Source organism: Acinetobacter wuhouensis, from assembly GCF_001696605.3.
Lineage (GTDB): Bacteria > Pseudomonadota > Gammaproteobacteria > Pseudomonadales > Moraxellaceae > Acinetobacter > Acinetobacter wuhouensis.
The window spans coordinates 1,001,153-1,024,162 of record NZ_CP031716.1; the positions used below are offsets into that span (position 1 = coordinate 1,001,153).

Here is a 23,010-nt window from a genome sequence, read left to right on the forward strand (position 1 = left end):
GTAATACTAGGTTGTGTGTTTTTCATCACATTAAGCCAAGTTTTATGATAAATATAATAATTTTTTTAAAACAATAGTTTAATTTAAACTTAATGATATTTTCTAATGTGGATATTCAATTTTACGAACGATTGAAAATGTTTGAATGTGTGAAAATTACACAAATTTATTCCTTGGATTGATTGCGTATCACAAATTAATTTTGTTGAATGATCATGAGTCATGATATTAATATTGGACAAATGTTCATTTTCGAAAATAAAACAATAAGGATCAACATTGATGAGTCTAGTGATTCGACAGCAACAAATTCTAGAATTGGTCAAAGAGCGAGGCTATATCAGTATTGATGAAATTGCACAGACCTTTTCTGTCACACCGCAAACAGTTCGCCGTGACATAAACCAATTGGCAGATGCTGGGTTGTTGCGCCGTTATCATGGGGGCGCTGCTGTTGATTCGAGTGTAGCAAATACTGAATATAGTATGCGTGTTAGCCATAATTCTGAAGCAAAACAAAAAATTGCAACAGCTATTGCTCAAGATATTCCAGATCATGCATCTATCTTTATCAATATCGGGACGACCACAGAGGCAATTGCACATGCATTATTGAACCATCATGGTCTAAAGGTGATTACCAACAACTTGAATGTCGCTAAAATTTTGAGTGTTAAAAATGATTTTGAAGTATTGATTGCAAGTGGAAAAGTTCGTCCCGATGGTGGGGTGATAGGGCAAGCGACTTCTGATTTTTTTAAACAGTTTAAGGTCGATTATGCCTTGATTGGGATTAGTGGCATTGATGAAGAAGGCACACTTTTAGATTTTGATTTTCAGGAAGTTGCGGTTTCTCAAGAAATTATGGAAGGTGCAAGACACGTATATTTGGCAGCAGATGCCAGTAAATTTGGTCGTCATGCCATGATGCGTTTAGGTCATTTGAATGAAATACATCGACTTTATACTGATCAAAAGCCAGCTGATCAATATTTAAAGCAAATCCAAGAGTCGGAATTGAAGTTAGTTATTGTTTAAGTTAGAAGGATGACTAAATGCTGATAGGGATGCTTTTCTGAAAATGTAAAATTGATCACTTTTTAATAGACTTTGTCTAAAATACACTCTATTATTTTTCTAAAGTGAAAATAAACGAAAATATATTTTCATATTTTAGATCATTCTCGGCTGAATAATAGAACATGGTGATGTTTATGACACAAAATAATGAACAACAAAATTGTTATGACATTGCTGTAATTGGCGGTGGAATTAATGGTGTAGGCATTGCAAATGATGCAGTGGGACGTGGTTTATCTGTGTTTCTTTGTGAAAAAGATGATTTAGCCAGTCATACATCTTCTGCCAGTAGTAAGTTAATTCATGGTGGTTTACGTTATTTAGAACATAAAGAATTTCGTTTGGTTCGAGAAGCCTTAGCAGAGCGTGAAGTATTATTGTCAAAAGCGCCACATATCATACGCCCAATGCGTTTTATCATGCCACATCAGCCACATTTACGACCTGCATGGCTCATTCGAACAGGTCTGTTCTTTTATGATCATTTAGGAAAACGAGAGAAGCTTGCGGGTTCGAATTTAGTTCAATTTGTACCTGAAACCAGTCCATTAAGAGATGAAATTACCCGTGGTTTTGAATATTCAGACTGTGCTGTGGATGATTCTCGACTGGTTATTCTCAATGCGATGCAAGCACGTGAGCAAGGTGCCCAAATCGTAACGCAAACACGTTGTATTTCTGCACAGCGTGAAAATGGTGTATGGACTGTTCAGCTTGAAAATGAGCATGGTCAATATCAAATTCAAGCCAAGGTTTTAGTGAATGCTGCAGGGCCATGGGTTGCTAAATTTATTAAGCAAGATTTGCAGTTGAAATCACAATATGGCATCCGTTTGATTCAAGGTAGTCATATCATCGTGCCGAGAATTTATGAAGGTGATAAAGCCTTTATTATGCAAAATGATGATCAGCGTATTGTTTTTGCAATTCCTTATCTAAATCAATACACCATGATTGGTACGACAGATCGTGAATACACAGGTGATCCAAATCAAGTTGAAATTAGCCAAGATGAAATTGATTATTTATTGGATGTGTCAAATGATCATTTTAAAGTGCAATTGAAGCAAGAGGATATTATTAGTACTTTTTCAGGTGTACGTCCTTTATGTGATGATGAATCGGATAATCCTGCAGCAATTACCCGTGATTATACTTTGGCACTTTCTCAAGATCATGAAAATGAAGCACCACTGTTGTCAGTTTTCGGTGGAAAATTAACGACCTATCGAAAGTTGGCTGAATCTGCGCTCGATCAGATTAAAAAGTTTTTCCCAGAGCTTGGAAAGTCTTGGACAGAAAAAGCATTATTACCCGGTGCTGAAAATTTAGATTCAGTTGAAAGTCTTATCGTCGAAATTGAGAATAAAATTAAAGGGATTGATGCCGAAACAGCTCAACGCTGGGCGCATGCTTTTGGCACAAGAGTTTGGAAGTTTTTAGGTCATGCAACTTCGATCCATGAATTGGGTCAAGATTTTGGGCATGGTTTGTATGCGCAAGAAGTAGATTACTTAGTCGATCAAGAATGGGTGATGAACAGTCTAGATATTTTAAAACGTCGAACAAAACTTTATTTAAAATTTGATGAAAATGCAGTTCAAGCGTTGGATGAATATTTGGTCAGTTTGCATGAGAGAAGATTACAGAAGGATGTGGCGTAGTTGTTATCACAAGGGAAAAGGTCAGTATTTAAGCTGACCTTTTTTATAATGAACGTATTAAGTCCAATCAAAAGTGAATAAAACTCTTTTGGTTTCAGGTTGGTAATACATCAAAATATCATCTGCACCACTTGTGCAGTATTGCCATCCTGATGCGCAAGCTATGAAATAGTAACGTCTATCTTGTTTATCATAGACATGTACTTCTTCATCATCGGTACGGCGGTTGATAAATTGAAGATTAAAGTACTGATCAAGCGGTGAAATATAATTACTTACGCTAAATTCGCCACCAATCCAATTTAACAGGATATTGGGATGTTGTTTACGAAATTCTAGGTCAAATTTTAAATGTGATGAAGAAATCATTTCACCAGTTTCTTTAAATTGCGCTTTGACTTTCAGATAATCTTTATGCATTGCATCACTATGTGGTTGCATTTGCCCAAAACAAATTTCCTGATGGTTTTCATTTTCTAAAATAAAATATTGACGTTGTCCTAACCATTGATAATGATTATTTTCATCGAGTTGCAAAATAAACCAATTTTGTCCTGCAAATTCATTGTGATATTCAGGAGTGTAGTCGCCTATATACGAATCGGCGGGTTCGACTGGATTTACTAGGTGAATCAACCCTTGCCATTTCGGGTTAATTGCAGAGAGGTCAATTGAGACCAGTGGCAACATATGTTTTGCAAGAAACATATCAGAGCTTGCAAAGACTTCTTCGTTATCAGGCAAAATGGTTAAATAAGGCTGTGCTGTAGTAATGTTTTGAGTTTGTTTCATTTCATTGGCTTTTATTTTTAGTAATAATGATTAAAACATAAAAAAGACCGCTGTTCAGCGGTCTTTTTAAACTTAATTAATTAAAATTAAGCAGATTTTTTAACAGCTTCTAAAAGCTCATCTTGACGAGTTTTAAGCGCTTTAGGTAAACGATCACCTAATTTGTTGAACAATTCAGTATGGCTTTCAAGCTCTTTGATCCACTGATCTTTGTCTTGTGAAGTTACAAGATCAAACTGTTCTTTAGTGAAATCAGAACCAGTCCAGTTCAATTGTTCAAATGTAGGAACACGACCAATTGGCGTATCTACTGCCGTTGCACGACCTTCACAACGGTCAATGATCCACTCAAGAACACGCATGTTTTGACCAAAACCAGGCCATACAAAGTTACCTTCAGCATCACGACGGAACCAGTTCACGTTGTAGATACCAGGAAGTTTGTTACCAGCAGCTTTTGCTTTTTCAGCAACTTCTTCACCTAGCTCTAACCAGTGAGAGAAGTAGTCAGCCATGTTGTAACCAGCAAATGGAAGCATCGCAAATGGATCACGACGAACAACACCTTGTTGACCAACAGCCGCAGCAGTTGTTTCAGAACCCATAGTTGCAGCTTTGTACACGCCATCAACCCAGTCAAATGCTTCTGAGATTAAAGGCACTGTATCTGCACGACGACCACCGAAGATGAACGCAGAAATTGGAACACCTGCTGGATTTTCCCAGTCAGCATCAATAGAAGGGCATTGACCTGCTGAAACTGTGAAGCGCGCATTTGGATGTGCAGCTTTTTCTTCACCAGTGTGTGGTTGACCTTTCCAGTTTGTAAGGTTAGCAGGTACTTCTTTAGAAAGACCTTCCCACCAAACTTCACCGTTGTCAGTTACAGCAACGTTTGTATAGATTACGTCTTTATGAAGTGTCGCCATACAGTTTGGATTTGTTTTAGTATTTGTACCTGGTGCTACACCGAAGAAACCAGCTTCTGGGTTGATTGCATATAAGCGACCATCTTCGCCTGGTTTGATCCAAGCAATATCGTCACCTACAGTTTCGATTTTCCAACCTTCATAACCTGCTGGTGGAATCAACATTGCAAAGTTAGTTTTACCACAAGCAGAAGGGAATGCAGCTGCGATGTAGTGTTTTTCGCCTTGTGGATTAGTCACACCAAGGATAAGCATGTGTTCAGCTAACCAACCTTGTTGACGACCCATAGAAGAAGCAATACGTAATGCTAGGCATTTTTTACCTAACAAAGCGTTACCGCCGTAACCTGAACCATAAGACCAGATTTCACGAGTTTCTGGATAATGAACGATATATTTTTCAGGGTTACACGGCCAAGCAACATCTTTTTGACCAGCTGCAAGTGGAGCGCCTACAGTGTGTACACAAGGGATATAATCGCCATCTGTACCAAGTACGTCATAAACGGCTTTACCCATACGAGCCATTTTACGCATGCTTACAGCAACATACGGAGAATCTGTTAATTCGATACCGATGTGAGCAATATGAGAACCTAAAGGACCCATAGAGAAAGGTACAACATACATTGTACGACCTTCCATAGCGCCATCAAACAAACCGTTAAGGCGAGTACGCATTTCAGCAGGAGCTTCCCAGTTGTTAGTCGCACCAGCATCTTCTTGTTTTTCAGAACAGATGTATGTACGACCTTCAACACGAGCAACGTCAGACGGATCAGAATTCGCTAAATATGAACCAGGGTGTTTTTCTTGGTTCAAAGCTTGCATAGTGCCGTTCGCGATCATCAAGTCGATATAACGTTGATTTTCTTCTTCGCTTCCGTCACACCATTCAATTTTTGCAGGTTTAGTTAATTTAGCAATTTCTTCAACCCATGCAATGAGCTTGGGATGACGAACGAATTCTGGTGCGTTCACTTGGGTCATGGTGAGGCCTATCTTAAAATATGTACTATTTTGTGTACAAATAACAATCTGAATGAAGTGGTACTCCATCCAAATATAAATATGAAAAAAAAGTGGCTGTATTAAACCATATATTCATGGAAAAAATAAGACTAAAGCCGTAAAAGATACCAAACGTAATAAAAAGGATAAGTTATTGTTTTTAAATTATTATATGGATAATTTGTCGAATATTTAGCACTATTCACCACAGTTATGTGTGATATTTTAATTGAGAATAATATTTATTAACAGATATTTATAAATCCATTGAGTGTTTGCTTTATCATTGATTAAATAAATGGTATTAATTCGAATTTTACATAAAGGTGCTTTTATTTGCCTATAAAATCAACGAAATTAGAGTGAATACTTCAAAATAATCAAGATTATGCGCCCAGATCTTAAACCATTATCGATGATTTACAATGAAAAATCAGGGTTTCATGCAAATGAAAAAGACGATATCTATGAAAAATTGATGACAATTTGGACATCATATGGCTTTGAAATACAGGTGTTTGACATTGCATCAGAGCAAAATATTCAAACATTAATGCAGAAAATTTATCAACGTCATGCTGAATATTCACAACAAGGTGTGATTGTTGCAGCAGGTGGTGATGGTACGCTGAATGCTGTTGCTTCTCAAATGTTGAACCAAGCAATTCCAATGGGAATTTTGCCATTAGGCACCTTTAATTATGTGGCACGGGTTTTACATATTCCGCTAGATATTCTCGAAGCAGCAAAAGTCATCGCCACTGGTGAGCCACGAGCTTCACATGTGGCATGTATCAATGATCAAATTTATTTAAATAATGCCAGTCTGGGTTTGTATCCTTTATTTATCAAAAAACGTGAGGAATATAATCGTAAGTTTGGACGCTTTCCTTTAAATGCTTATACCTCCGGTTTAGATGTATTGATCCGAGATCGTAAAGAATTAAAACTAGAGGTTGAAGTTGATGGGCAAAAGTATCCCGTTAAAACACCTTTGATTTTCTTTGGAAATAACCAATTGCAATTGAAAGAGTTGAAATTGAAAATTTCTAAATGTGCTGAAATTGGTGAAATTGCAGGTGTAGTGATTGCCAAAGGGGATAAGCGAACTTTATTTAAAACATTATTTCAAACCATTCGTGGCAAGTTAGAAAATGCATCAGATGTGTATAGTTTTGGTGCGCAAAAAGTCATTGTCTATTCAAAAAAGCCTAAACTGACCGTTGCAGTCGATGGAGAAATAGTTTCAATGACCACACCATTGTCCTTACATGTAGAAAAGAATGCTTTGAAAATCATGGTGCCACATGCTGCTGCATCTGTCTGATTTACACTTTGGCACTGAGCGAATTGAGTGTATTCGTGCAATTGAAAAGTTTTGCACACTACATCAACCAGAAGTTGTTGTGGTGAGTGGTGATTTGACGCAACGTGCTAAATTTAAAGAATTCTTCGCGTGTAAGCAATTTCTTGAATCTTTAAAAATTCCTTATTTTGTCGTTCCGGGGAATCACGATATTCCACTCTATCATTTGTGGAACAGGGCTTTTCGCCCATTTGGCTTGTATCAGCTTTTTTTTGGAAGTTTGGAAAGCACTTTATCTACTGAACATTTTTATTTAATCGGTATTAATAGTATTCGTCGTCGCTATCATACGCGGGGTTCTATTTCAGTTGAACAAATTCAACATGTAAATCAGCAATTAGAAAATGCACCGTTAGATAAGTTTAAAATTATCGTCAGTCATCAGCCTTTTTATACGACCAATGATGATCATCATTTAAAAGATTGTCCTGCTTTGGGACAGTTTGCGATTAAAGAATGGGGGCAACACCAGTTATTTGCTCTCTTGCACGGACATTTACATTTGGTCGCTGTTTATGATTTGAATAAAGAATTTAAATTGAATTTGAATGATCCTGTTTATGAAGTCCATGCGGGTACAGCCATATCGAGCCGCTTGCATAAAAATATGCCGAATAGTTTTAACGTGATCCATCATGATGGCACTTTTCAGCACTATTTTTTTGATGAGCAGTTGCAAGAATTTGTTGCTAGAGAATCTTCTCCGGACTGATTTTGATTTGATTTGATGTAATAGAATAAAAAAAACACAAATTTAATAAAAAAAATTGCTTGTTCCCCTTGAAGCTATTTTTTCCATCCCCACAAATGTGTCATACAAATATTTTGTCGATGACCAAGGGCGTATTGATTATTCGTCTATGTTTGCGACAACGCGTATTTTTGATGATACGAGGCGTGAAATACGAAATTTAGTCATTCTAAATGAGTAGTTTACAACGATGTAGCAGTAAAAATACGCTAGTCCCGTAGGGTTGTGGTTAAAATGATCTCAAACTTCGTTATGAAACTATAAAATGGAACCACCATTCTCTGCGTTTCATGCCTTGTTTGATCTATTTTAACCTACAACGCAAGCCATTTATGAAAGTTCAACACGCCCTAAATAAGAAGTCATCTTCACTCAGTAATCAATGACATTTTGACGATGTCTATGGAGTTTAATATGAGCAACATTCGTCCATTACATGATCGCGTAGTAATTCGTCGTGTTGAAGAAGAAACTAAAACTGCTGGTGGTATTTTACTTCCTGGTTCTGCAGCGGAAAAACCTGCGCAAGGCATCATCATCGCTGTAGGTAATGGTCAAGTGACTGATAATGGCGTACGTGCATTAGATGTAAAAGTTGACGATAAAGTATTGTTCGGTACTTATGCAGGTACAACTGTAAAAGTTAACGGCGAAGAACTTTTAATTATGAAAGAATCTGACATTTTAGCGGTACTAGAAGGTTAATTCAGACCATTTGATGATTCATTTTCAAATATAAAATTGAATAATCATCGTAAATATTGAAATCAGATTGTTAAAAATTAAAGAAAATTGGAGTTTAGCATGTCAGCTAAAGACGTAAAATTCGGTGATTCAGCGCGTTCAAAAATGATCGCGGGTGTAAACGTACTTGCAGATGCAGTTAAAGTGACTTTAGGCCCTAAAGGTCGTAACGTTGTGATCGACCGTTCTTTCGGTGCGCCACATATCACTAAAGATGGTGTGACTGTTGCAAAAGAAATTTCTCTAAAAGACAAATTCGAAAACATGGGTGCTCAATTGGTTCGTGAAGTTTCTTCAAAAACCAATGACATCGCGGGTGATGGTACAACGACTGCAACTGTACTTGCACAAGCAATCCTGAATGAAGGGATCAAATCTGTAACTGCGGGCATGAACCCAATGGATTTGAAACGTGGTATTGACTTAGCGGTTAAAGCTGTTGTTGAAAACATTAAAGCAACGGCTAAACCTGCTTCTGATACCAAAGCAATTGAACAAGTGGGTTCGATTTCTGCAAACTCTGATGAAACTGTTGGTAAACTTATTGCACAAGCAATGGAGCGCGTGGGCAAAGAAGGCGTGATCACAGTTGAAGAAGGTTCAGGCTTTGAAGATGCGCTTGACGTGGTTGAAGGTATGCAGTTTGACCGTGGTTATATCAGCCCATACTTTGCGAATAAACAAGACACTTTAACAGCAGAACTTGAAAACCCATTCATTCTTCTTGTTGATAAAAAAGTAAGTAATATTCGTGAGTTAATCACTGTTCTTGAAGCTGTTGCAAAAACAGGTAAACCGCTTCTTATCATCGCTGAAGATGTTGAAGGCGAAGCGCTAGCTACTCTTGTCGTGAACAACATGCGCGGTATTATCAAAGTATGTGCGGTTAAAGCGCCTGGCTTTGGTGACCGTCGTAAAGCAATGCTTCAAGATATTGCAATCTTGACTGGTGCAACTGTGATTTCTGAAGAAGTGGGCATGTCACTTGAACAAGCTTCTCTTCAAGATTTAGGTACAGCGCATAAAATCACAGTTTCTAAAGAAAACACTGTGATTGTTGATGGTGCTGGTGATGCAAATCAAATTGCTGAACGTGTAACTCAAATTCGTGCACAAATCGAAGAATCAACTTCTGAATACGATAAAGAAAAACTTCAAGAACGTGTTGCTAAACTAGCAGGCGGTGTTGCAGTGATCAAAATCGGTGCTGCAACAGAAGTTGAAATGAAAGAGAAGAAAGACCGTGTTGACGATGCACTTCATGCAACGCGTGCTGCGGTTGAAGAAGGCGTAGTTGCAGGTGGTGGTGTTGCACTTGTACGTGCTGCGAAAGCACTTGATGGCGTAGTTGGCGCGAATGATGACCAAACTGTTGGTGTCAACATTCTACGTCGTGCGATCGAAGCTCCACTTCGTCAAATCGTATCTAACGCAGGTGACGAGCCTTCAGTTGTAATCAATGCTGTGAAAAATGGCGAAGGTAACTTCGGTTATAACGCGGCTACTTCACAATATGGTGACATGTTGGAAATGGGTATTCTTGACCCAGCGAAAGTAACACGTTCTGCACTTGAGCATGCTGCATCTGTAGCAGGTTTAATGTTAACCACAGAATGTATGATTACTGATATTCCAGAAGACAAACCAGCAATGCCTGATATGGGCGGCATGGGTGGTATGGGCGGAATGATGTAATATCATCTCGATCTCAGATCATAAAAATCCCCGCATCATGCGGGGATTTTTTATGGTGTAAATTATGAGTTAATTTGAAAAACATAATATTGAAATCAATCAATCTTTCCTGAAATGCTGCGGTGATTCACCTAAATACTTCTTAAACATCGCACTAAAAGCACTGGAACTGTTATAACCTAAAGCAGAAGCAATTTTAGCAATAGATTCACCACGAGAGAGTTTCCCTAAAGCTAAGGCGATATGCATTTGCTGAACCCATGCCCGATAGTTTAACCCCGTTTCCTTTTGAAAAAGACGAATCAGAGTACGGCTACTTGTTCCAATATGGTCTGCCCAAAGATTTAAATCTTTAGGATTATCCGGAGTTTCCATAAGGGCTTCACACATCTGAATTAAACGGACATCTTTGGGCCATGGAATCACAATCGGAAAGCTAGAAGCTTGTTTAATTTCATTAAAAATCAATAACTGTAAAGCCTGTTCAATTTCATCAGTTTGTGTGCTTTCATGAATGTGAAAATTATCCAATTGATTAAAGCGCAACACCAATTCACGTAAAAGCTTGCTGATTCTTACAATAAAACATTGCTCGCCCAATGAATCAGCAGCTTTTTTATCAATTAAAACAGTGCTTAATTGTACTTCACTGAGAGATACCACACTGTGCTCAACTTGTGCAGGAATCCATAAAGCACATTGGGGTGGGACGATCCAAACATGATCATGGGTATACACTCGAATCGCGCCCTCAGATGCATATAACAATTGCGCACGGCTATGTGTATGAGGAGGAATAATGCTGCGATAAGCATGTTGAGAGCCAAGCCCAATCATAAGTTTATGAGAATATTCAATGTCTGGAATCATAAAGACCTCAAATCATAAGACCGTATAAGCTGTGTCACTTATTCGATGAATATTGGAACTTGCATGCATAAATGACAAATTAAAATAGCATACTCTTTAAAACTTTAGGGCGAAATTCATGCAAGCCTCTACTCAGTCCTCGATAAATCGCTTAGATGATCAAAATAAAAAGCAGACCATGGTGGTTTCAATTATTTGCGCTGTCGCATTTGCACATCTACTCAATGATTTGATCCAAGCATCTTTACCCGCAATTTACCCATTACTCAAAACAAATTTTTCTTTGAGTTTTACCCAAGTTGGGCTGATTTCATTGGTCTATCAAATTACAGCATCATTGTTACAACCTTGGATTGGCTTATATACAGATAAACATCCGAAACCCTATTTATTACCAATGGGAATGGTTGTGACTTTGTTGGGGATTGGCTTATTGGCAATTGCGCCGACATTTACAGTGGTATTGATTGCATCTGCTTTAATTGGAATCGGGTCTTCAACATTTCATCCTGAAGCATCTCGGGTCGCTAGATTTGCTTCAGGTGGAAAGTTTGGTACAGCTCAATCTATTTTTCAAGTTGGCGGAAATTCAGGTTCGGCAATCGGTCCATTATTGGCAGCCATTATTATTGTGCCATATGGGCAATATGCGATGGCATGGTTTATGATTTTTGCATTTATCGCCATTTGTATTCTATTTAAAGTCAGTCAGTGGTCAGTTCAATATGCTCAAAAAATTGTCAGCAGTGCTGCGTCCACAGCATACAAATTACATGGTAGAACTTTAATCCGTGCTTTGGTAGTAATGTCTGTATTGATTTTGGCGAAGTTTACTTATATTGCAAGCCTAAGTAATTATTATACTTTTTATTTAATTGATAAATTTCATGTTTCATTGCAACACGCACAATTGTATCTTTTTGCATTTTTAGCTGCTGTTGCAGTAGGTACTTTTGCAGGTGGACCGATTGGAGACAAAATTGGACGTAAAGCCGTTATTTGGATTTCATTTTTAGGTATGGTGCCTTTTGCTTTAATGCTTCCGTACGCCAACTTGTTTTGGACGATTGTGTTCGCAATGTTATCAGGATTAATCCTTTCATCTGCTTTTGCTGCCATGGTGGTCTATGCGCAAGAAGCTGTGCCTGGGCGTGTCGGAATGGTTGCGGGGATGATGTTTGGTTTAATGTTTGGAATCAGTGGAATCGCGGCTTCAGCACTGGGTATGCTTGCAGATCAGCATGGTATTCAATGGGTATTTAAATTATGTGCATTTATCCCATTGCTTGGTTTAGCTACAGCTTTACTGCCTAAAACCAATGGAAAAAATTAAATTTTAAAAATACCAGACGGTCATCGTTAAATCTTGATCGTCTTGGTATTATTATTTATTTAAATATTTTTTATTATTTAATTTAAGTGTTTAATATCGAATATGATTTTTTAATTTTTAATGTTAATACTTTTACCAAAAAATAAAATAACTAAATTATATGCTTTTTAATGGTATTTTCTATTTTAAAATGATTATAAATACAGTTGTATTTACATAAAAAATACAATAGATTGTGGCTATTAATACTTTATTATATTAATACAATGAATTTAATAGATATTTACCATAATGAGCTATGTGATTTAATTTGTAGAATATCGATTGATAAAGATGGATGGTTAAATTTTTCTAAACGATTGTTGGAAATTTTAGATGCCTCTTATGTTCATATTCAAGCAATCGATCTTCATTATAATACTGTGTCTTTTAGTAATGGTCATGGAACCTATCCAAAAGAATATTATGCAAGTACTGAATTAGATTATATACGCTACCCAATCGAAGATGATCCGCGTTGGGAAAAATTTTTGGATCCCAATAGAAAGGGTTGGTACCAATGTCATACGCATGTGAGTGAAGATTTTGTTCAAAGCTCAGATTTATATCAAAAAATTTTGCTTCCAGTTGGGCTTAGATATGTTGCAACACATGAACTGATTTGGAATGAAAAATTGTGTGTCTTTTTGAGTATCAGTACAAAGACAGAACGAAAACCACTCAATCAAACTGAACTTGAATTTTTAGATACTTTATTACCGCATTTAAAGCGTGTTGTGATGTCTCAAAAAAACATATATGAGTATTCTCATGATAATATTGTTGGATATAACTTAATAGACCTGCTAAAGCAACCTATCATTTTATTAAATTTGTCAGGACAAGTCGTACATTTAAATCAAAAGGCTAATTTTTTTCTGCAAAATAATAAGAACATAAAAATTGAAAATAATAAGTTGGTTTTGTCAGCATGTAGTCAAAATCAGTTTATAGATTATCTTTACCAAGTTGAAAAGACTTTTCGATATAAACCAGAAGAGCTAGATCAATTTAAAAACTCCGTTTTTTTTACCAAAAATTCAAATATTCAATTCGGAATTAATTTGTTAGTTTCTGAAAAGGAAAAGTCATTTTTTGGGATTCGTCCTCTAATTATGTTGAGCTTTACTGAAAATTTAATTTTAAAAGATGAAAATATTCAGCCTAATAAAATCAAGTATGTTTTAGAGCATGAAACTTTAAAATATAAATATAAGCTTTCTAAAAGAGAGATTGAAGTTTGTGAGTGGTTTGTGAATGGTTTAAAGCTCGAGCAAATTTCAGTACAAATGAATATTACACTCAATTCGGTGCGGACATATTTTAAAAATATTTTCCATAAAATGGAATGTAATTCGCAAGTCGAATTGATGCAATTGTTGATGAATCTAACTACTTAATCATATTGCAGAACAGCAAATAAGAAGAAGATTGAAAAAGACTAACAAAGGAAAATAATAAGTATAAATGTCATCGCATCGACTTAATATTTGGGTATATTAGTAGAAATTTTCACAAAATAAATCAGTATGTCTGTCCAAGAAACATCTTCACGTGTTCCTAAATATATTGCGATTCGTGATGCCATTGCCCATGAGATCGAATCGGGGCAATGGAGTGCCAATACAAAACTTGCTTCAGAACGTGTGTTGATGGAGCAGTTTGCAACCACACGAGTTGCAGTGCGTGAAGCTTTGTTGGCTTTGGAAATGGATGGACTGATTTATCGTTTAGACCGCCGTGGTTGGTTTGTACGTGCACCACGCATTATTTATCGTCCACAATCGACCAAAAGTTTTAACCAATATGTAACGGAACAAGGCGGTGTACCAAGTACCGAATTGATTTCTGCGGAATTGGTACAAGCAACGGCTTGGGATGCAACACATTTAAAAGTGAATGTGGGCGATGACATTTATTCGATGTGGCGACGCCGTAGTATCAATGGTCGCCCTGCGGTGGTTGAACATTTACGGATTAATGCGAGTTTATTTCCTGAATTTTTAGAACAAAATTTAGAAGATTCAATCACGATTCTGATGGCAGAACATTATCAACGTCAATTAACCCGTGCGCATATCAGCCTTTATCCAACTGCTTTGTCGGAGCAACAGGCCAAGGCTTTGCATGTCAATGTCGGCAGTATGGGTTTATATATTTGTCGTACCAATTGTGACCAAAATGGGGTTATAACCGATGTTGACCAAGAATATTGGTTGCATGATGTGCTTGATTTGCATTTTGAAGCGTCAGAATAAAGTAATGTGAGTGTACAAAATTTTTTGTAATTTAATTTGGATAAGATTTAGTTGTGACGGAGTCTTACTTCAAAAGTTTTAATTTCAGGATTAGCCACTGCGTCTTGCAATTCGTTAAAGCAGAGCTTTAACTCGCTCAGGCTCGACCTCCCTTGCGAAATATATTTCTCATTTCGGGAAAATGAGAAGCGAAGCTTCGCAAGAAAGCCATCTTACGGACTCAAAATATATTTTGAGGATCCTCATTCGCAAAACTCGTCAACTACCGAATATTGATTAATTATGTCGTAGAAACATTAACTTATAATTCTTGCGCCATGACTGGCTCATACCTCAAACAGTTGCGAAGGACGTTTCCGCGTATCAAATTTCGAGAGGAATTTAATTAGAAAAACGGATAAAATAATTAATCTGGTTTAAACCAGATTAATTAAACTGTCACAAACTTTTGTTGAAATACAGCTTATCAAGAAGCAGCATTCGTTAGGAATGTCACCATGAGCCCGTATTTAAAACAGCAGCAAAAGAAGCTCCTCGCAATTGGCACAAGTGTTGTATTGGCTTGCGTCAGTGCCGCATGTACCACATCTTCAACTTCAAACGATGTTAAGCAAATCACGGTTTATACCGCCGTTGAAGCTGATCAACTGAAGCGTTATCAATGGGAATTACGCAAAGCGCATCCTGAATTAAAAGTAAAATGGGTGCGTGATTCAACAGGTGTGATCACCGCAAAATTATTAGCAGAACAAAAAAATCCACAAGCCGATGTGGTGATGGGCTTGGCATTGACGAGTTTATTGGTCATGGAAAAAAATGACTTATTACAGCCATATCGTCCAAAAAATGTCGAACAACTGAAAACTGACTTTTATAGCCAAAAAGACATTCCGACATGGACAGGAATGACCGCTTGGGAGTCGGCTGTCTGTGTGAATAAAGTAGAACTTGAAAAGAAAAAATTACCAATCCCGCAAACATGGCAAGACCTGACTAAGCCGATTTACAAAGGTTTAATCGTGATGCCAAATCCTGCATCGAGTGGTACAGGCTATTTGGATGTTACGGCTTGGATGCAGATTTTTGGTGAAAAGCAAGCTTGGCAATATATGCAGGCACTCGATCAAAATATTTCTCAATATGTGCATTCAGGTTCGAAGCCTTGCAAGATGGCAGCGCAAGGTGAAACGGTCATCGGCATTTCATTCGGTTATCCGGGATTTAAACTTAAATCTCGTGGCGCACCTTTAGAAATTGTTTATCCGAAAGAAGGCTTAGGTTGGGAAATGGAAGCCTCGGCAATTGTCAAAGGCACGAAAAAACGCAGTAGCGCAGAAAAGTTTATTGATTGGACAGTCAGCCAAGCAGCCAATGAGGCTTATGCACAAAACTTCTCAATGGTGGCACATCAAAACGTCCAAAGTAAAAATGCAGACTTTCCGAAAAATTTGTCACAGCAGTTGGTGAAAAATGATTTTTATTGGGCAGCCGAGCAGCGTGAATCAATTTTAAAACAATGGTCAGCACTATTTGAAAAGTAATGAATCATTCAGAATCAACGATTTAAAACGATTTATTTAAAACAAATGATTTTCAACAAGATATTCCAAATTAAGCATTAAAAATCAGGTGCAATATGCAAATTCCATCGCATTTACAAAATAGCAGGACAGGGCAAGTCATGCCAAATTCGGCAGGGCATCTGCTCTCAACCTTAAGAACATTTAAAATGGCAGAGTCGAAAACCGTACTTGAAGCGATTGATATTCAAAAATCATTTGGTTCAAGTCGGGTGTTGGAACACATCAATCTTGACCTCAAAGCAGGTGAGTTTGTCAGCTTTTTAGGTCCATCGGGTTGTGGCAAAACCACCTTGCTACGCATCATTGCAGGGCTTGAACAGCCTGATTATGGCAAAGTGATTAAGCAAGAGATTGATATTACTCATTTCAATACAGCAAAACGTAAATGTGGCATCGTATTTCAAAACTATGCGCTATTTCCAAATTTAACTGTTGCAGAAAATATTGCATTTGGCTTGCATAAGAAAGATTGGACTACAGAAGAAATCCAATATCGTGTGGATGAATTATTGCACCTGATTGAATTGCCAAATATTGCAGAAAAATATCCCAATCAATTGTCAGGTGGTCAGCAACAGCGTGTGGCTTTAGCCCGTGCGATTGCGCCAAATCCTGATATTTTACTTTTGGATGAACCATTATCCGCGTTAGATGCGTTGGTGCGTTTAAATCTGCGTCAGAAAATTCGCAATATTCAACGTCAACTCAATCTGCCTGCGATCATGGTCACACATGATCAGGAAGAAGCGTTGAGCATTTCTGATCGTGTTGCGGTGATGAATAAAGGTGTGATTGAGCAACTCGACACGCCACATAATATTTATTACAAACCGCAAACCCGTTTCGTGGCGCAGTTTATTGGTTCGATGAATTTTATGCAGGCGATGGCAGTCGATGTGCATCATTTGAAGATAGATGAGCAATCACAGATTGAATTTCCGCATTTAACATTTGGCAAAGATGAACAATTCGAAATCGCTTTTCGCCCTGAAAATGTCAAACTTGTGAATGAAAATCAACCATCGAATGAATATTTAAATTTAGCCGTTCGTATTGTCAATACTGAGTTTTTGGGTGCAAAACGCCGTTTATTTTGTGTGATTCAAAATCAAAATGCATCAGATGGCAGTGTTTCGGATGGCAATGTTTTAGATGAGCATCTTTTACAAGTCGATGTCGATCATCTACAGATGGCGATTGTACAAGATGACATGGTTTTGCAAGTACCAATTCGTGCTTTGCATGTATTTGATGCACGAGGGCATGCGAGATGTTAAATCAATCTGCTGCCGATGCATTATTAAAAACGCAGACAGCGCATCGCTCTCGTTATTCATTGCGTTCAAGTGCAGTGTTATTTGTTGCAGCGATTCTATTAACTTTGAGTTTAATCGCACCTTTAATGGTGTTGATGCAAAGCGCATTTTTAAATGAACAGCATCAATTTGTCGGTTTTGAAAATTTTGCTGCTTATTTTTCCAATCCCGCTTTGATCTCATCCATTTTCAATTCAATGTGGATTGCGATCACGGCAATGTTGATCACGGTCAGCTTGGCGAGTGTTTATGCATTTGCATTGACCAATTGCAATATTCGAGGCAAAGCTTTCTTTAAAACAGTGGCATTTTTACCGATTCTTGCACCTTCGATATTGCCTTCTTTGGCATTGGTGTATTTGTTCGGTCAGCAAGGCGTGTTCAAGGGCATCATGGGCGAGGTGCAGATTTATGGACCGCTCGGCATTCTGATTAGTTATTGTTTTTGGCTGTTTCCTGGCATGGTGATGTTAATGATGGGTGCATTTCGTCATATAGATCAACGCTTAATAGAGGCTTCTCATGCTTTGGGTAAAAATACTTTAGAAACCCATTGGGCGGTGACTTTTCCTGCGATTCGCTACGGTTTAGTCAGTGCCTGTTTGGTGGCATTTACCTATGTCATTACCGATTTCGGGATTCCCAAAGTGATTGGTGGTTCATTCAATATGATGGCATTAGATGTGTATAAGCAGATTATTGGTCAGCAAAATATGAACATGGGCGCGGTGATTTCGATCTTGTTGCTGTGTCCTGCGGTGTTGGCATTTATCTTTGATCGTTATCAAAGTCGTCGTCAGGAACGCTATCAAAATTTCCAAATTCAGCCTTATCGTCTACGTGCCAATCCTCGTATTGAAAAAGCCTTAACCGTATTTTGTGGGGTGATTTCAGGTGGTATTTTACTGATCATCATCACTGCGATTCTTGCTTCATTCATTCGTTATTGGCCTTATGATTTGTCACTGACGTTCAATCATTATCGCTTTGACTATGTCGATGGTGGCAGTTGGGCAAGCTATTTTAACTCGATCAAATTAGCATTATTCAGCACTGTTTTTGGTACGATTTTAATTTTCATCATTGCCTTATTCAGCGCACGTTTTAAAGCGCATCCTTTGCTGAAAAGTTATGTACAAGTCTTGGTATTATTGCCTTTGGCTGTGCCGGGATTGGTGTTGGGTATTGCCTATATCTTGTTCTTCAATGCACCGCAAAACCCTGTGTCTTTGCTGTATGGGACGATGACGCTGTTGGTGATTTCGACCATTATCCATTATTACACTGTGCCACATATGACGCTGACTCATGCGATCCAACAGATCCCCAATCAACTTGATCATGCAGCGCAAAGTTTGGGGACTTCACATTGGACCATGTTCCGTAAAGTCTATTTGCCTTTAACTTTTCCTGCGCTGTGTGATGTGTCTGTGTATTTATTTGTCAATGCCATGACCACGGTTTCCGCTGCAATTTTCCTTTACTCACCTGATACCAATTTGGCTTCGGTGGCGGTGCTGAATATGGACGATGCGGGCGATACCGTGGCTGCGGTTGCCATGAGTATTTTGATTTTACTGACATCATGTGCCGTCAAGTTGTTGCATTGGTTACTGACTCGAAAAATGATGACATCAAGCCAACGATGGCGTGAGCAGATTCATTCATAAGCCATTGATAACAGATTGATCATTCAATATTAACTTTTAAATTTTTAAACCAAATGAATTAAACGCTTTTTTCAGGCGCTCGGGATTTTGCATCCTGAAAAAAGTAAATAAGGCGGAAAAGTGGCATGAACACAGCACAATTTGACTTAATTATTGTCGGTGCAGGCATTTTAGGATTATCCGCTGCAATCCAAGCAGCAGAGCAAGGACTAAAAGTACACGTCTTTGAAAAAGATGCCCAAGCTATCGGTGCAACACGCCGTAACTTTGGCATGGTTGGAACATCTACACTCAGCCGTCCCGATGCGAAATGGCGTGAATATGCTTTGGCGACCCGTGAATTTTATCAACGAATTCAATCACAAACAGATATTTCATTTCAACAACGCAACGGTTTATATGTGGCAAATACGGAACTTGAATGGCAGGTGTTGAACGAGTTTGCTCAAGCTGCGCCTGATTATCAGATTCCTGTATCTTTATTATCAAAATCACAACTCTTTGATCAATATACGTATTTAAATCCTGAAACAGCACTTCGTGGTGGCATGGTATTTCACGAAGATTATTCAGTTGAGCCACATTTAATCGGTCAGCGTTTATTGCAATATGCTGAAAAAATTGGCGTGGAAATTCAGTGCAATGCATGCGTGGTACAAACACAGTCAAGCCAAGACATGGCACGTATTCACTTAGCAACAGGGCAAATATTCACGGCAAATAAAGTGTTGATTTGTCATGGTGAAGTCACGCAATTGCTCTATCCCGATCTCTTACAACAAAAAGGTTTATTGCGTTGTGCTTTGCAAATGGCACTGACTAAACCACTCAACGTGAATCTCAATGCATCGATTTATTCAGGCTTGTCGATCTCTCGTTATCCCGCTTTTGAAATTTGCCCAAGCCATCAAGACTTACGTGCTGAATCACAAATCGGTTTGGTTGAAAAATACGGCATTCATATTTTGATTAAACAAAATCAATTCGGACAAATTATTTTGGGTGATAGCCATGAATATTATCCAATTGAAGATGTACCACAATTTAATCAACGTGAAGAAATTAACCAATTTATTTTGCAATATTGCAAAGAAAACATCGGCTTGCAACTCCCTGAAATTGAATCTCGTTGGAATGGTTATTACCTCACCCATTCAACTGAGTTGGCATGTGTGACGGAAGCTGAACGTAATATTTTCCTCGTTAGTGCAATTGCTGGAAAGGGCATGACCACGGGCGCAGGATTTATGAAAGAAATGTTAGAAAATTATATTCTGTAATTTGGTTTAAACCAGATTGATTTATACTGTACGAAATTGGATAAAGGTTAGGCGAAATGAACGCAAAAATTGAACTTGAAAATGAAATTGCAAATCAAATGAACAATGAACTTGAAAATAAATACTTATTGCTGACACCGGGACCTTTGTCAACTTCGACAACCGTGCGCAGTGTGATGCAACGTGATTGGTGTACGTGGGACAAAGAATATAACGCTTTGGTTCAGGATATTCGCAGTCGTTTGGTGGCTATGGCGACAGCACAACCTGAGCAATATAGTGCGGTGCTGATGCAGGGCAGTGGCAGTTTTTCTGTTGAATCCGTCTTGGGTTCTGCGATTCCCAAAGATGGCAAAATTTTAATCATCAATAACGGAGCTTATGGCGCACGTATGGTGCAAATGGCACGTTGCCTGAACATTGATGTGGTGGAATTACGCTATCCTGAAATGCAAATTCCTCAACTCGCAGATATTGAAAAAGCGCTTAAAGATGAAAGCATTAGTCATGTGTCGTGTGTGCATTGTGAAACCACCACAGGTTTACTGAATCCAATTCAAGAGATTGGATGCATTGTCAAAGCGAAAAATAAAGTATGGATCGTCGATGCAATGAGTTCTTTTGGTGGTGTACCAATGGACATTGCAGAATTAGACATAGATTTCCTGATTTCAAGTGCTAATAAATGCATTCAAGGGGTACCGGGTTTTGGTTTTATTTTGGCAAAACGAGAACAATTACAGGCTTGTAAAGGCTTGGCACGTTCAGTCAGCTTAGACCTTTATGACCAATGGAACACGATGGAACAGCAGGGTGGTAAATGGCGTTTCACCTCACCAACTCATGTGGTACGTGCATTTTATCAAGCCTTGCTCGAGTTGGAACAAGAGGGCGGTGTCACTGCACGTTATCAGCGTTATTTGAATAATCAGCAACGCCTAGCTGCAGGAATGCAAGTACTTGGTTTTGAAATGGTTCTAGATCAAAACACACCACAATCTCCTATTATCACTACATTCCTTTATCCAAATGAAGCCGATTTTAGCTTCCAAGCCTTGTATGAAAATCTGAAACAAGCAGGTTTCGTGATTTATCCGGGCAAAGTCACTGATTTGAATTGCTTCCGTATTGGCAATATCGGTGAGGTTTACTTGGATGATATTGAACGACTTTTAACAGCGATTGAGCAATATCGTCAGGCTTAATTTTATTTTCACAATTTATTTATATATCAATTTAATACACAAACTTTTAGGACAAACTTATGAACATTTCACATTCAGCATTACAAGCAATTGTTTTCGATTGGGCAGGTACAACAGTTGATTTCGGTTCACGTGCACCAATTTTGGCATTCATGGCGTTATTCGCAGATAACAAAGTTGCAATTTCAATTGAAGAAGCACGTGCGCCAATGGGTTTGGAAAAACGTGACCACATCGCAGCTGTGTTAAAAATGCCCCGTGTTGCAGAGGCATGGAAACAAGCACATGGTGCAGAAGTGACTGTTGCAGACATTGACCGTTTGTATCAAGACTTTATTCCGTATCAATTAAAAACCATTCCAACCTGTTCGAAGTTGATTCCAGGTGCATTAGAGGCATTTGCAGATATTCGTGCACGTGGTGCGAAAATTGGCAGTAATACAGGTTATGCGTCGATGATGATTGGTCAATTGGTACAAGATGCGGCAGATCAAGGTTATGTACCAGATTGTATTATCACTGCTAGTGATGTGAAACATGGTCGCCCATATCCTGAAATGTTGTGGAAAAACTTGATTGAACTAGATGTGTCAGATATTAAAACTGTGGTGAAAGTGGATGACACAGTGGTTGGTATTGAAGAAGGTTTAAATGGTGGTTGTTGGACAGTGGGCTTAGCCGTGAGTGGTAATGAAGTCGGTTTAAGCTTTGAAGAATGGTCTGCACTTTCTGCAACTGAGCAAGCTCGTTTAAAAGAAAAAGCCTATGCAAAAATGAATGCTTCAGGCGCACATTATGTAATTGATAGTATTGCTGATCTGCCTGCAGTTTTGGATGCGATAGAACAGCGTTTGGCGAATGGTGAAAAGCCTTAAAGGTAGAAGTATTGGCTATTAACTCGCATATTTTGTGGTGTAGCTGATATTCAAATTTACAAGCTCCTGATTATCCATGAGTTATCTTATGGATAATTTTTTAATCATTATTATTCCTAAACGCGGATTTAAATTGACCATTTCAATCGGTATTTTTTATATAAATCTTTGAATCATGATGACTTTATAAGCAATCATGAAATTAAGATGTATACTCGATTTATATTAAAAGTATTTGGGGTTGAAAATGTCTTCAAAATTTGTGATTCGTTTTGCCTGCGTTTTATTGGCGATCTTATTGGTTGTCGGTTTGGGGATACATTTCATGGTTGCACCAGAATTGACTACGATGATTTGGATTTTCACAGTACCATTGATTTTGGCTGTGCCAATTTTACTTTCAGTGGTCTTAGCAACGGATGATGAGCTTCAGATTCCTGCACATAAATAATGTGAAGATTTAAAATCAAGAGCCGTCAGATGACGGCTTTTTTGATGATGCATGAAGCATATACTTGATTGAATAGAAATATTGCTTATATAAAATAT

The 23,010-nt window shown here is 38.0% G+C and carries 19 protein-coding genes; 16 read left to right on the forward strand and 3 right to left on the reverse strand.

Features of this window, described 5'->3' with window-relative positions; all coding sequences use genetic code 11:
• Nucleotides 1-282 precede the first annotated feature (282 nt).
• Nucleotides 283-1,038, forward strand: coding sequence for a DeoR/GlpR family DNA-binding transcription regulator (locus tag BEN71_RS05440; RefSeq protein ID WP_068975454.1), 756 nt, complete (start codon nt 283-285; stop codon nt 1,036-1,038).
• Between the two features lie 176 nt (nt 1,039-1,214).
• Nucleotides 1,215-2,744 (forward strand): glycerol-3-phosphate dehydrogenase, encoded by a 1,530-nt coding sequence (gene glpD / locus BEN71_RS05445; RefSeq protein WP_068975453.1) that lies wholly within the window; start codon nt 1,215-1,217, stop codon nt 2,742-2,744.
• 57 nt (nt 2,745-2,801) lie between these two features.
• Here glpD and BEN71_RS05450 read toward each other — a convergent pair whose 3' ends face one another.
• Both BEN71_RS05450 and BEN71_RS05455 read right to left on the reverse strand, forming a co-directional pair.
• Complete coding sequence (locus BEN71_RS05450; RefSeq protein WP_068975452.1) at nt 2,802-3,536, reverse strand: hypothetical protein; 735 nt, start codon at nt 3,534-3,536, stop codon at nt 2,802-2,804.
• 86 nt (nt 3,537-3,622) lie between these two features.
• On the reverse strand, nt 3,623-5,455 hold the full coding sequence (locus BEN71_RS05455; RefSeq protein ID WP_068975451.1) for a phosphoenolpyruvate carboxykinase (GTP): 1,833 nt from the start codon (nt 5,453-5,455) through the stop codon (nt 3,623-3,625).
• A 409-nt stretch (nt 5,456-5,864) separates the two neighbouring features.
• Here BEN71_RS05455 and BEN71_RS05460 point away from each other — a divergent pair, with 409 nt between their 5' ends.
• From BEN71_RS05460 to groL, 4 genes are all read left to right on the forward strand, one after another.
• Entirely contained in the window at nt 5,865-6,803 is a 939-nt protein-coding gene (locus BEN71_RS05460) for a diacylglycerol/lipid kinase family protein (protein ID WP_068975450.1), read from the forward strand.
• Nucleotides 6,784-7,554, forward strand: coding sequence for a metallophosphoesterase family protein (locus BEN71_RS05465; protein WP_068975449.1), 771 nt, complete (start codon nt 6,784-6,786; stop codon nt 7,552-7,554). The genes BEN71_RS05460 and BEN71_RS05465 overlap by 20 nt, the downstream gene beginning before the upstream one ends.
• A gap of 453 nt (nt 7,555-8,007) precedes the next feature.
• The gene (locus BEN71_RS05470) at nt 8,008-8,298 is read left to right on the forward strand and encodes a co-chaperone GroES (RefSeq protein WP_068975448.1); all 291 of its coding nucleotides are present in this window, start codon (nt 8,008-8,010) and stop codon (nt 8,296-8,298) included.
• A 99-nt stretch (nt 8,299-8,397) separates the two neighbouring features.
• Complete coding sequence (groL, locus tag BEN71_RS05475) at nt 8,398-10,032, forward strand: chaperonin GroEL (protein ID WP_068975447.1); 1,635 nt, start codon at nt 8,398-8,400, stop codon at nt 10,030-10,032.
• Between the two features lie 99 nt (nt 10,033-10,131).
• Here groL and BEN71_RS05480 read toward each other — a convergent pair whose 3' ends face one another.
• A complete protein-coding gene (locus tag BEN71_RS05480) occupies nt 10,132-10,902 on the reverse strand; it encodes an AraC family transcriptional regulator (protein WP_068975446.1) in 771 nt (256 codons plus the stop codon).
• Nucleotides 10,903-11,080: 178 nt separating this feature from the next.
• Between BEN71_RS05480 and BEN71_RS05485 the strand changes: the two genes are divergently transcribed.
• From BEN71_RS05485 to BEN71_RS05530, 10 genes are all read left to right on the forward strand, one after another.
• Nucleotides 11,081-12,235, forward strand: a complete 1,155-nt coding sequence (locus BEN71_RS05485) for an MFS transporter (protein WP_406565274.1) — start codon at nt 11,081-11,083, stop codon at nt 12,233-12,235.
• A 266-nt stretch (nt 12,236-12,501) separates the two neighbouring features.
• Nucleotides 12,502-13,674: a helix-turn-helix transcriptional regulator gene (locus tag BEN71_RS05490; RefSeq protein WP_068975444.1), complete on the forward strand. Its 1,173-nt coding sequence runs from the start codon at nt 12,502-12,504 to the stop codon at nt 13,672-13,674.
• Between the two features lie 129 nt (nt 13,675-13,803).
• Nucleotides 13,804-14,532: a UTRA domain-containing protein gene (locus tag BEN71_RS05495; protein ID WP_068975443.1), complete on the forward strand. Its 729-nt coding sequence runs from the start codon at nt 13,804-13,806 to the stop codon at nt 14,530-14,532.
• Nucleotides 14,533-15,029: 497 nt separating this feature from the next.
• On the forward strand, nt 15,030-16,073 hold the full coding sequence (locus BEN71_RS05500) for a putative 2-aminoethylphosphonate ABC transporter substrate-binding protein (protein WP_068975442.1): 1,044 nt from the start codon (nt 15,030-15,032) through the stop codon (nt 16,071-16,073).
• A gap of 95 nt (nt 16,074-16,168) precedes the next feature.
• Nucleotides 16,169-17,392 carry an ABC transporter ATP-binding protein gene (locus tag BEN71_RS05505; RefSeq protein ID WP_068975441.1) on the forward strand — a complete coding sequence of 408 codons (1,224 nt, stop codon included), beginning with the start codon at nt 16,169-16,171 and terminating at the stop codon, nt 17,390-17,392.
• Nucleotides 17,386-19,101 (forward strand): putative 2-aminoethylphosphonate ABC transporter permease subunit, encoded by a 1,716-nt coding sequence (locus tag BEN71_RS05510; RefSeq protein WP_068975440.1) that lies wholly within the window; start codon nt 17,386-17,388, stop codon nt 19,099-19,101. The genes BEN71_RS05505 and BEN71_RS05510 overlap by 7 nt, the downstream gene beginning before the upstream one ends.
• 125 nt (nt 19,102-19,226) lie before the next feature.
• Nucleotides 19,227-20,381: a TIGR03364 family FAD-dependent oxidoreductase gene (locus tag BEN71_RS05515; RefSeq protein ID WP_068975439.1), complete on the forward strand. Its 1,155-nt coding sequence runs from the start codon at nt 19,227-19,229 to the stop codon at nt 20,379-20,381.
• 56 nt (nt 20,382-20,437) lie between these two features.
• On the forward strand, nt 20,438-21,586 hold the full coding sequence (phnW, locus tag BEN71_RS05520) for a 2-aminoethylphosphonate--pyruvate transaminase (RefSeq protein WP_068975438.1): 1,149 nt from the start codon (nt 20,438-20,440) through the stop codon (nt 21,584-21,586).
• Nucleotides 21,587-21,645: 59 nt separating this feature from the next.
• Nucleotides 21,646-22,461 (forward strand): phosphonoacetaldehyde hydrolase, encoded by an 816-nt coding sequence (gene phnX / locus BEN71_RS05525; RefSeq protein WP_068975437.1) that lies wholly within the window; start codon nt 21,646-21,648, stop codon nt 22,459-22,461.
• 247 nt (nt 22,462-22,708) lie between these two features.
• Entirely contained in the window at nt 22,709-22,912 is a 204-nt protein-coding gene (locus BEN71_RS05530; protein ID WP_068975436.1) for a hypothetical protein, read from the forward strand.
• Nucleotides 22,913-23,010 lie beyond the last annotated feature (98 nt).

Bases quoted from the DNA above. Each gene is read 5' to 3' on its own strand.
- BEN71_RS05450 (WP_068975452.1), bottom strand. From the start codon at position 3,536: ATGAAACAAACTCAAAACATTACTACAGCACAGCCTTATTTAACCATT.
- BEN71_RS05485 (WP_406565274.1), top strand. From the start codon at position 11,081: ATGGTGGTTTCAATTATTTGCGCTGTCGCATTTGCACATCTACTCAAT.
- BEN71_RS05490 (WP_068975444.1), top strand. From the start codon at position 12,502: ATGAATTTAATAGATATTTACCATAATGAGCTATGTGATTTAATTTGT.
- BEN71_RS05500 (WP_068975442.1), top strand. From the start codon at position 15,030: ATGAGCCCGTATTTAAAACAGCAGCAAAAGAAGCTCCTCGCAATTGGC.
- BEN71_RS05530 (WP_068975436.1), top strand. From the start codon at position 22,709: ATGTCTTCAAAATTTGTGATTCGTTTTGCCTGCGTTTTATTGGCGATC.
- BEN71_RS05460 (WP_068975450.1), top strand. From the start codon at position 5,865: ATGCGCCCAGATCTTAAACCATTATCGATGATTTACAATGAAAAATCA.
- BEN71_RS05510 (WP_068975440.1), top strand. From the start codon at position 17,386: ATGTTAAATCAATCTGCTGCCGATGCATTATTAAAAACGCAGACAGCG.
- BEN71_RS05480 (WP_068975446.1), bottom strand. From the start codon at position 10,902: ATGATTCCAGACATTGAATATTCTCATAAACTTATGATTGGGCTTGGC.
- BEN71_RS05515 (WP_068975439.1), top strand. From the start codon at position 19,227: ATGAACACAGCACAATTTGACTTAATTATTGTCGGTGCAGGCATTTTA.
- BEN71_RS05455 (WP_068975451.1), bottom strand. From the start codon at position 5,455: ATGACCCAAGTGAACGCACCAGAATTCGTTCGTCATCCCAAGCTCATT.
- BEN71_RS05470 (WP_068975448.1), top strand. From the start codon at position 8,008: ATGAGCAACATTCGTCCATTACATGATCGCGTAGTAATTCGTCGTGTT.
- BEN71_RS05495 (WP_068975443.1), top strand. From the start codon at position 13,804: ATGTCTGTCCAAGAAACATCTTCACGTGTTCCTAAATATATTGCGATT.
- phnW (WP_068975438.1), top strand. From the start codon at position 20,438: ATGAACGCAAAAATTGAACTTGAAAATGAAATTGCAAATCAAATGAAC.
- BEN71_RS05440 (WP_068975454.1), top strand. From the start codon at position 283: ATGAGTCTAGTGATTCGACAGCAACAAATTCTAGAATTGGTCAAAGAG.
- groL (WP_068975447.1), top strand. From the start codon at position 8,398: ATGTCAGCTAAAGACGTAAAATTCGGTGATTCAGCGCGTTCAAAAATG.
- BEN71_RS05505 (WP_068975441.1), top strand. From the start codon at position 16,169: ATGCAAATTCCATCGCATTTACAAAATAGCAGGACAGGGCAAGTCATG.
- BEN71_RS05465 (WP_068975449.1), top strand. From the start codon at position 6,784: ATGCTGCTGCATCTGTCTGATTTACACTTTGGCACTGAGCGAATTGAG.
- phnX (WP_068975437.1), top strand. From the start codon at position 21,646: ATGAACATTTCACATTCAGCATTACAAGCAATTGTTTTCGATTGGGCA.
- glpD (WP_068975453.1), top strand. From the start codon at position 1,215: ATGACACAAAATAATGAACAACAAAATTGTTATGACATTGCTGTAATT.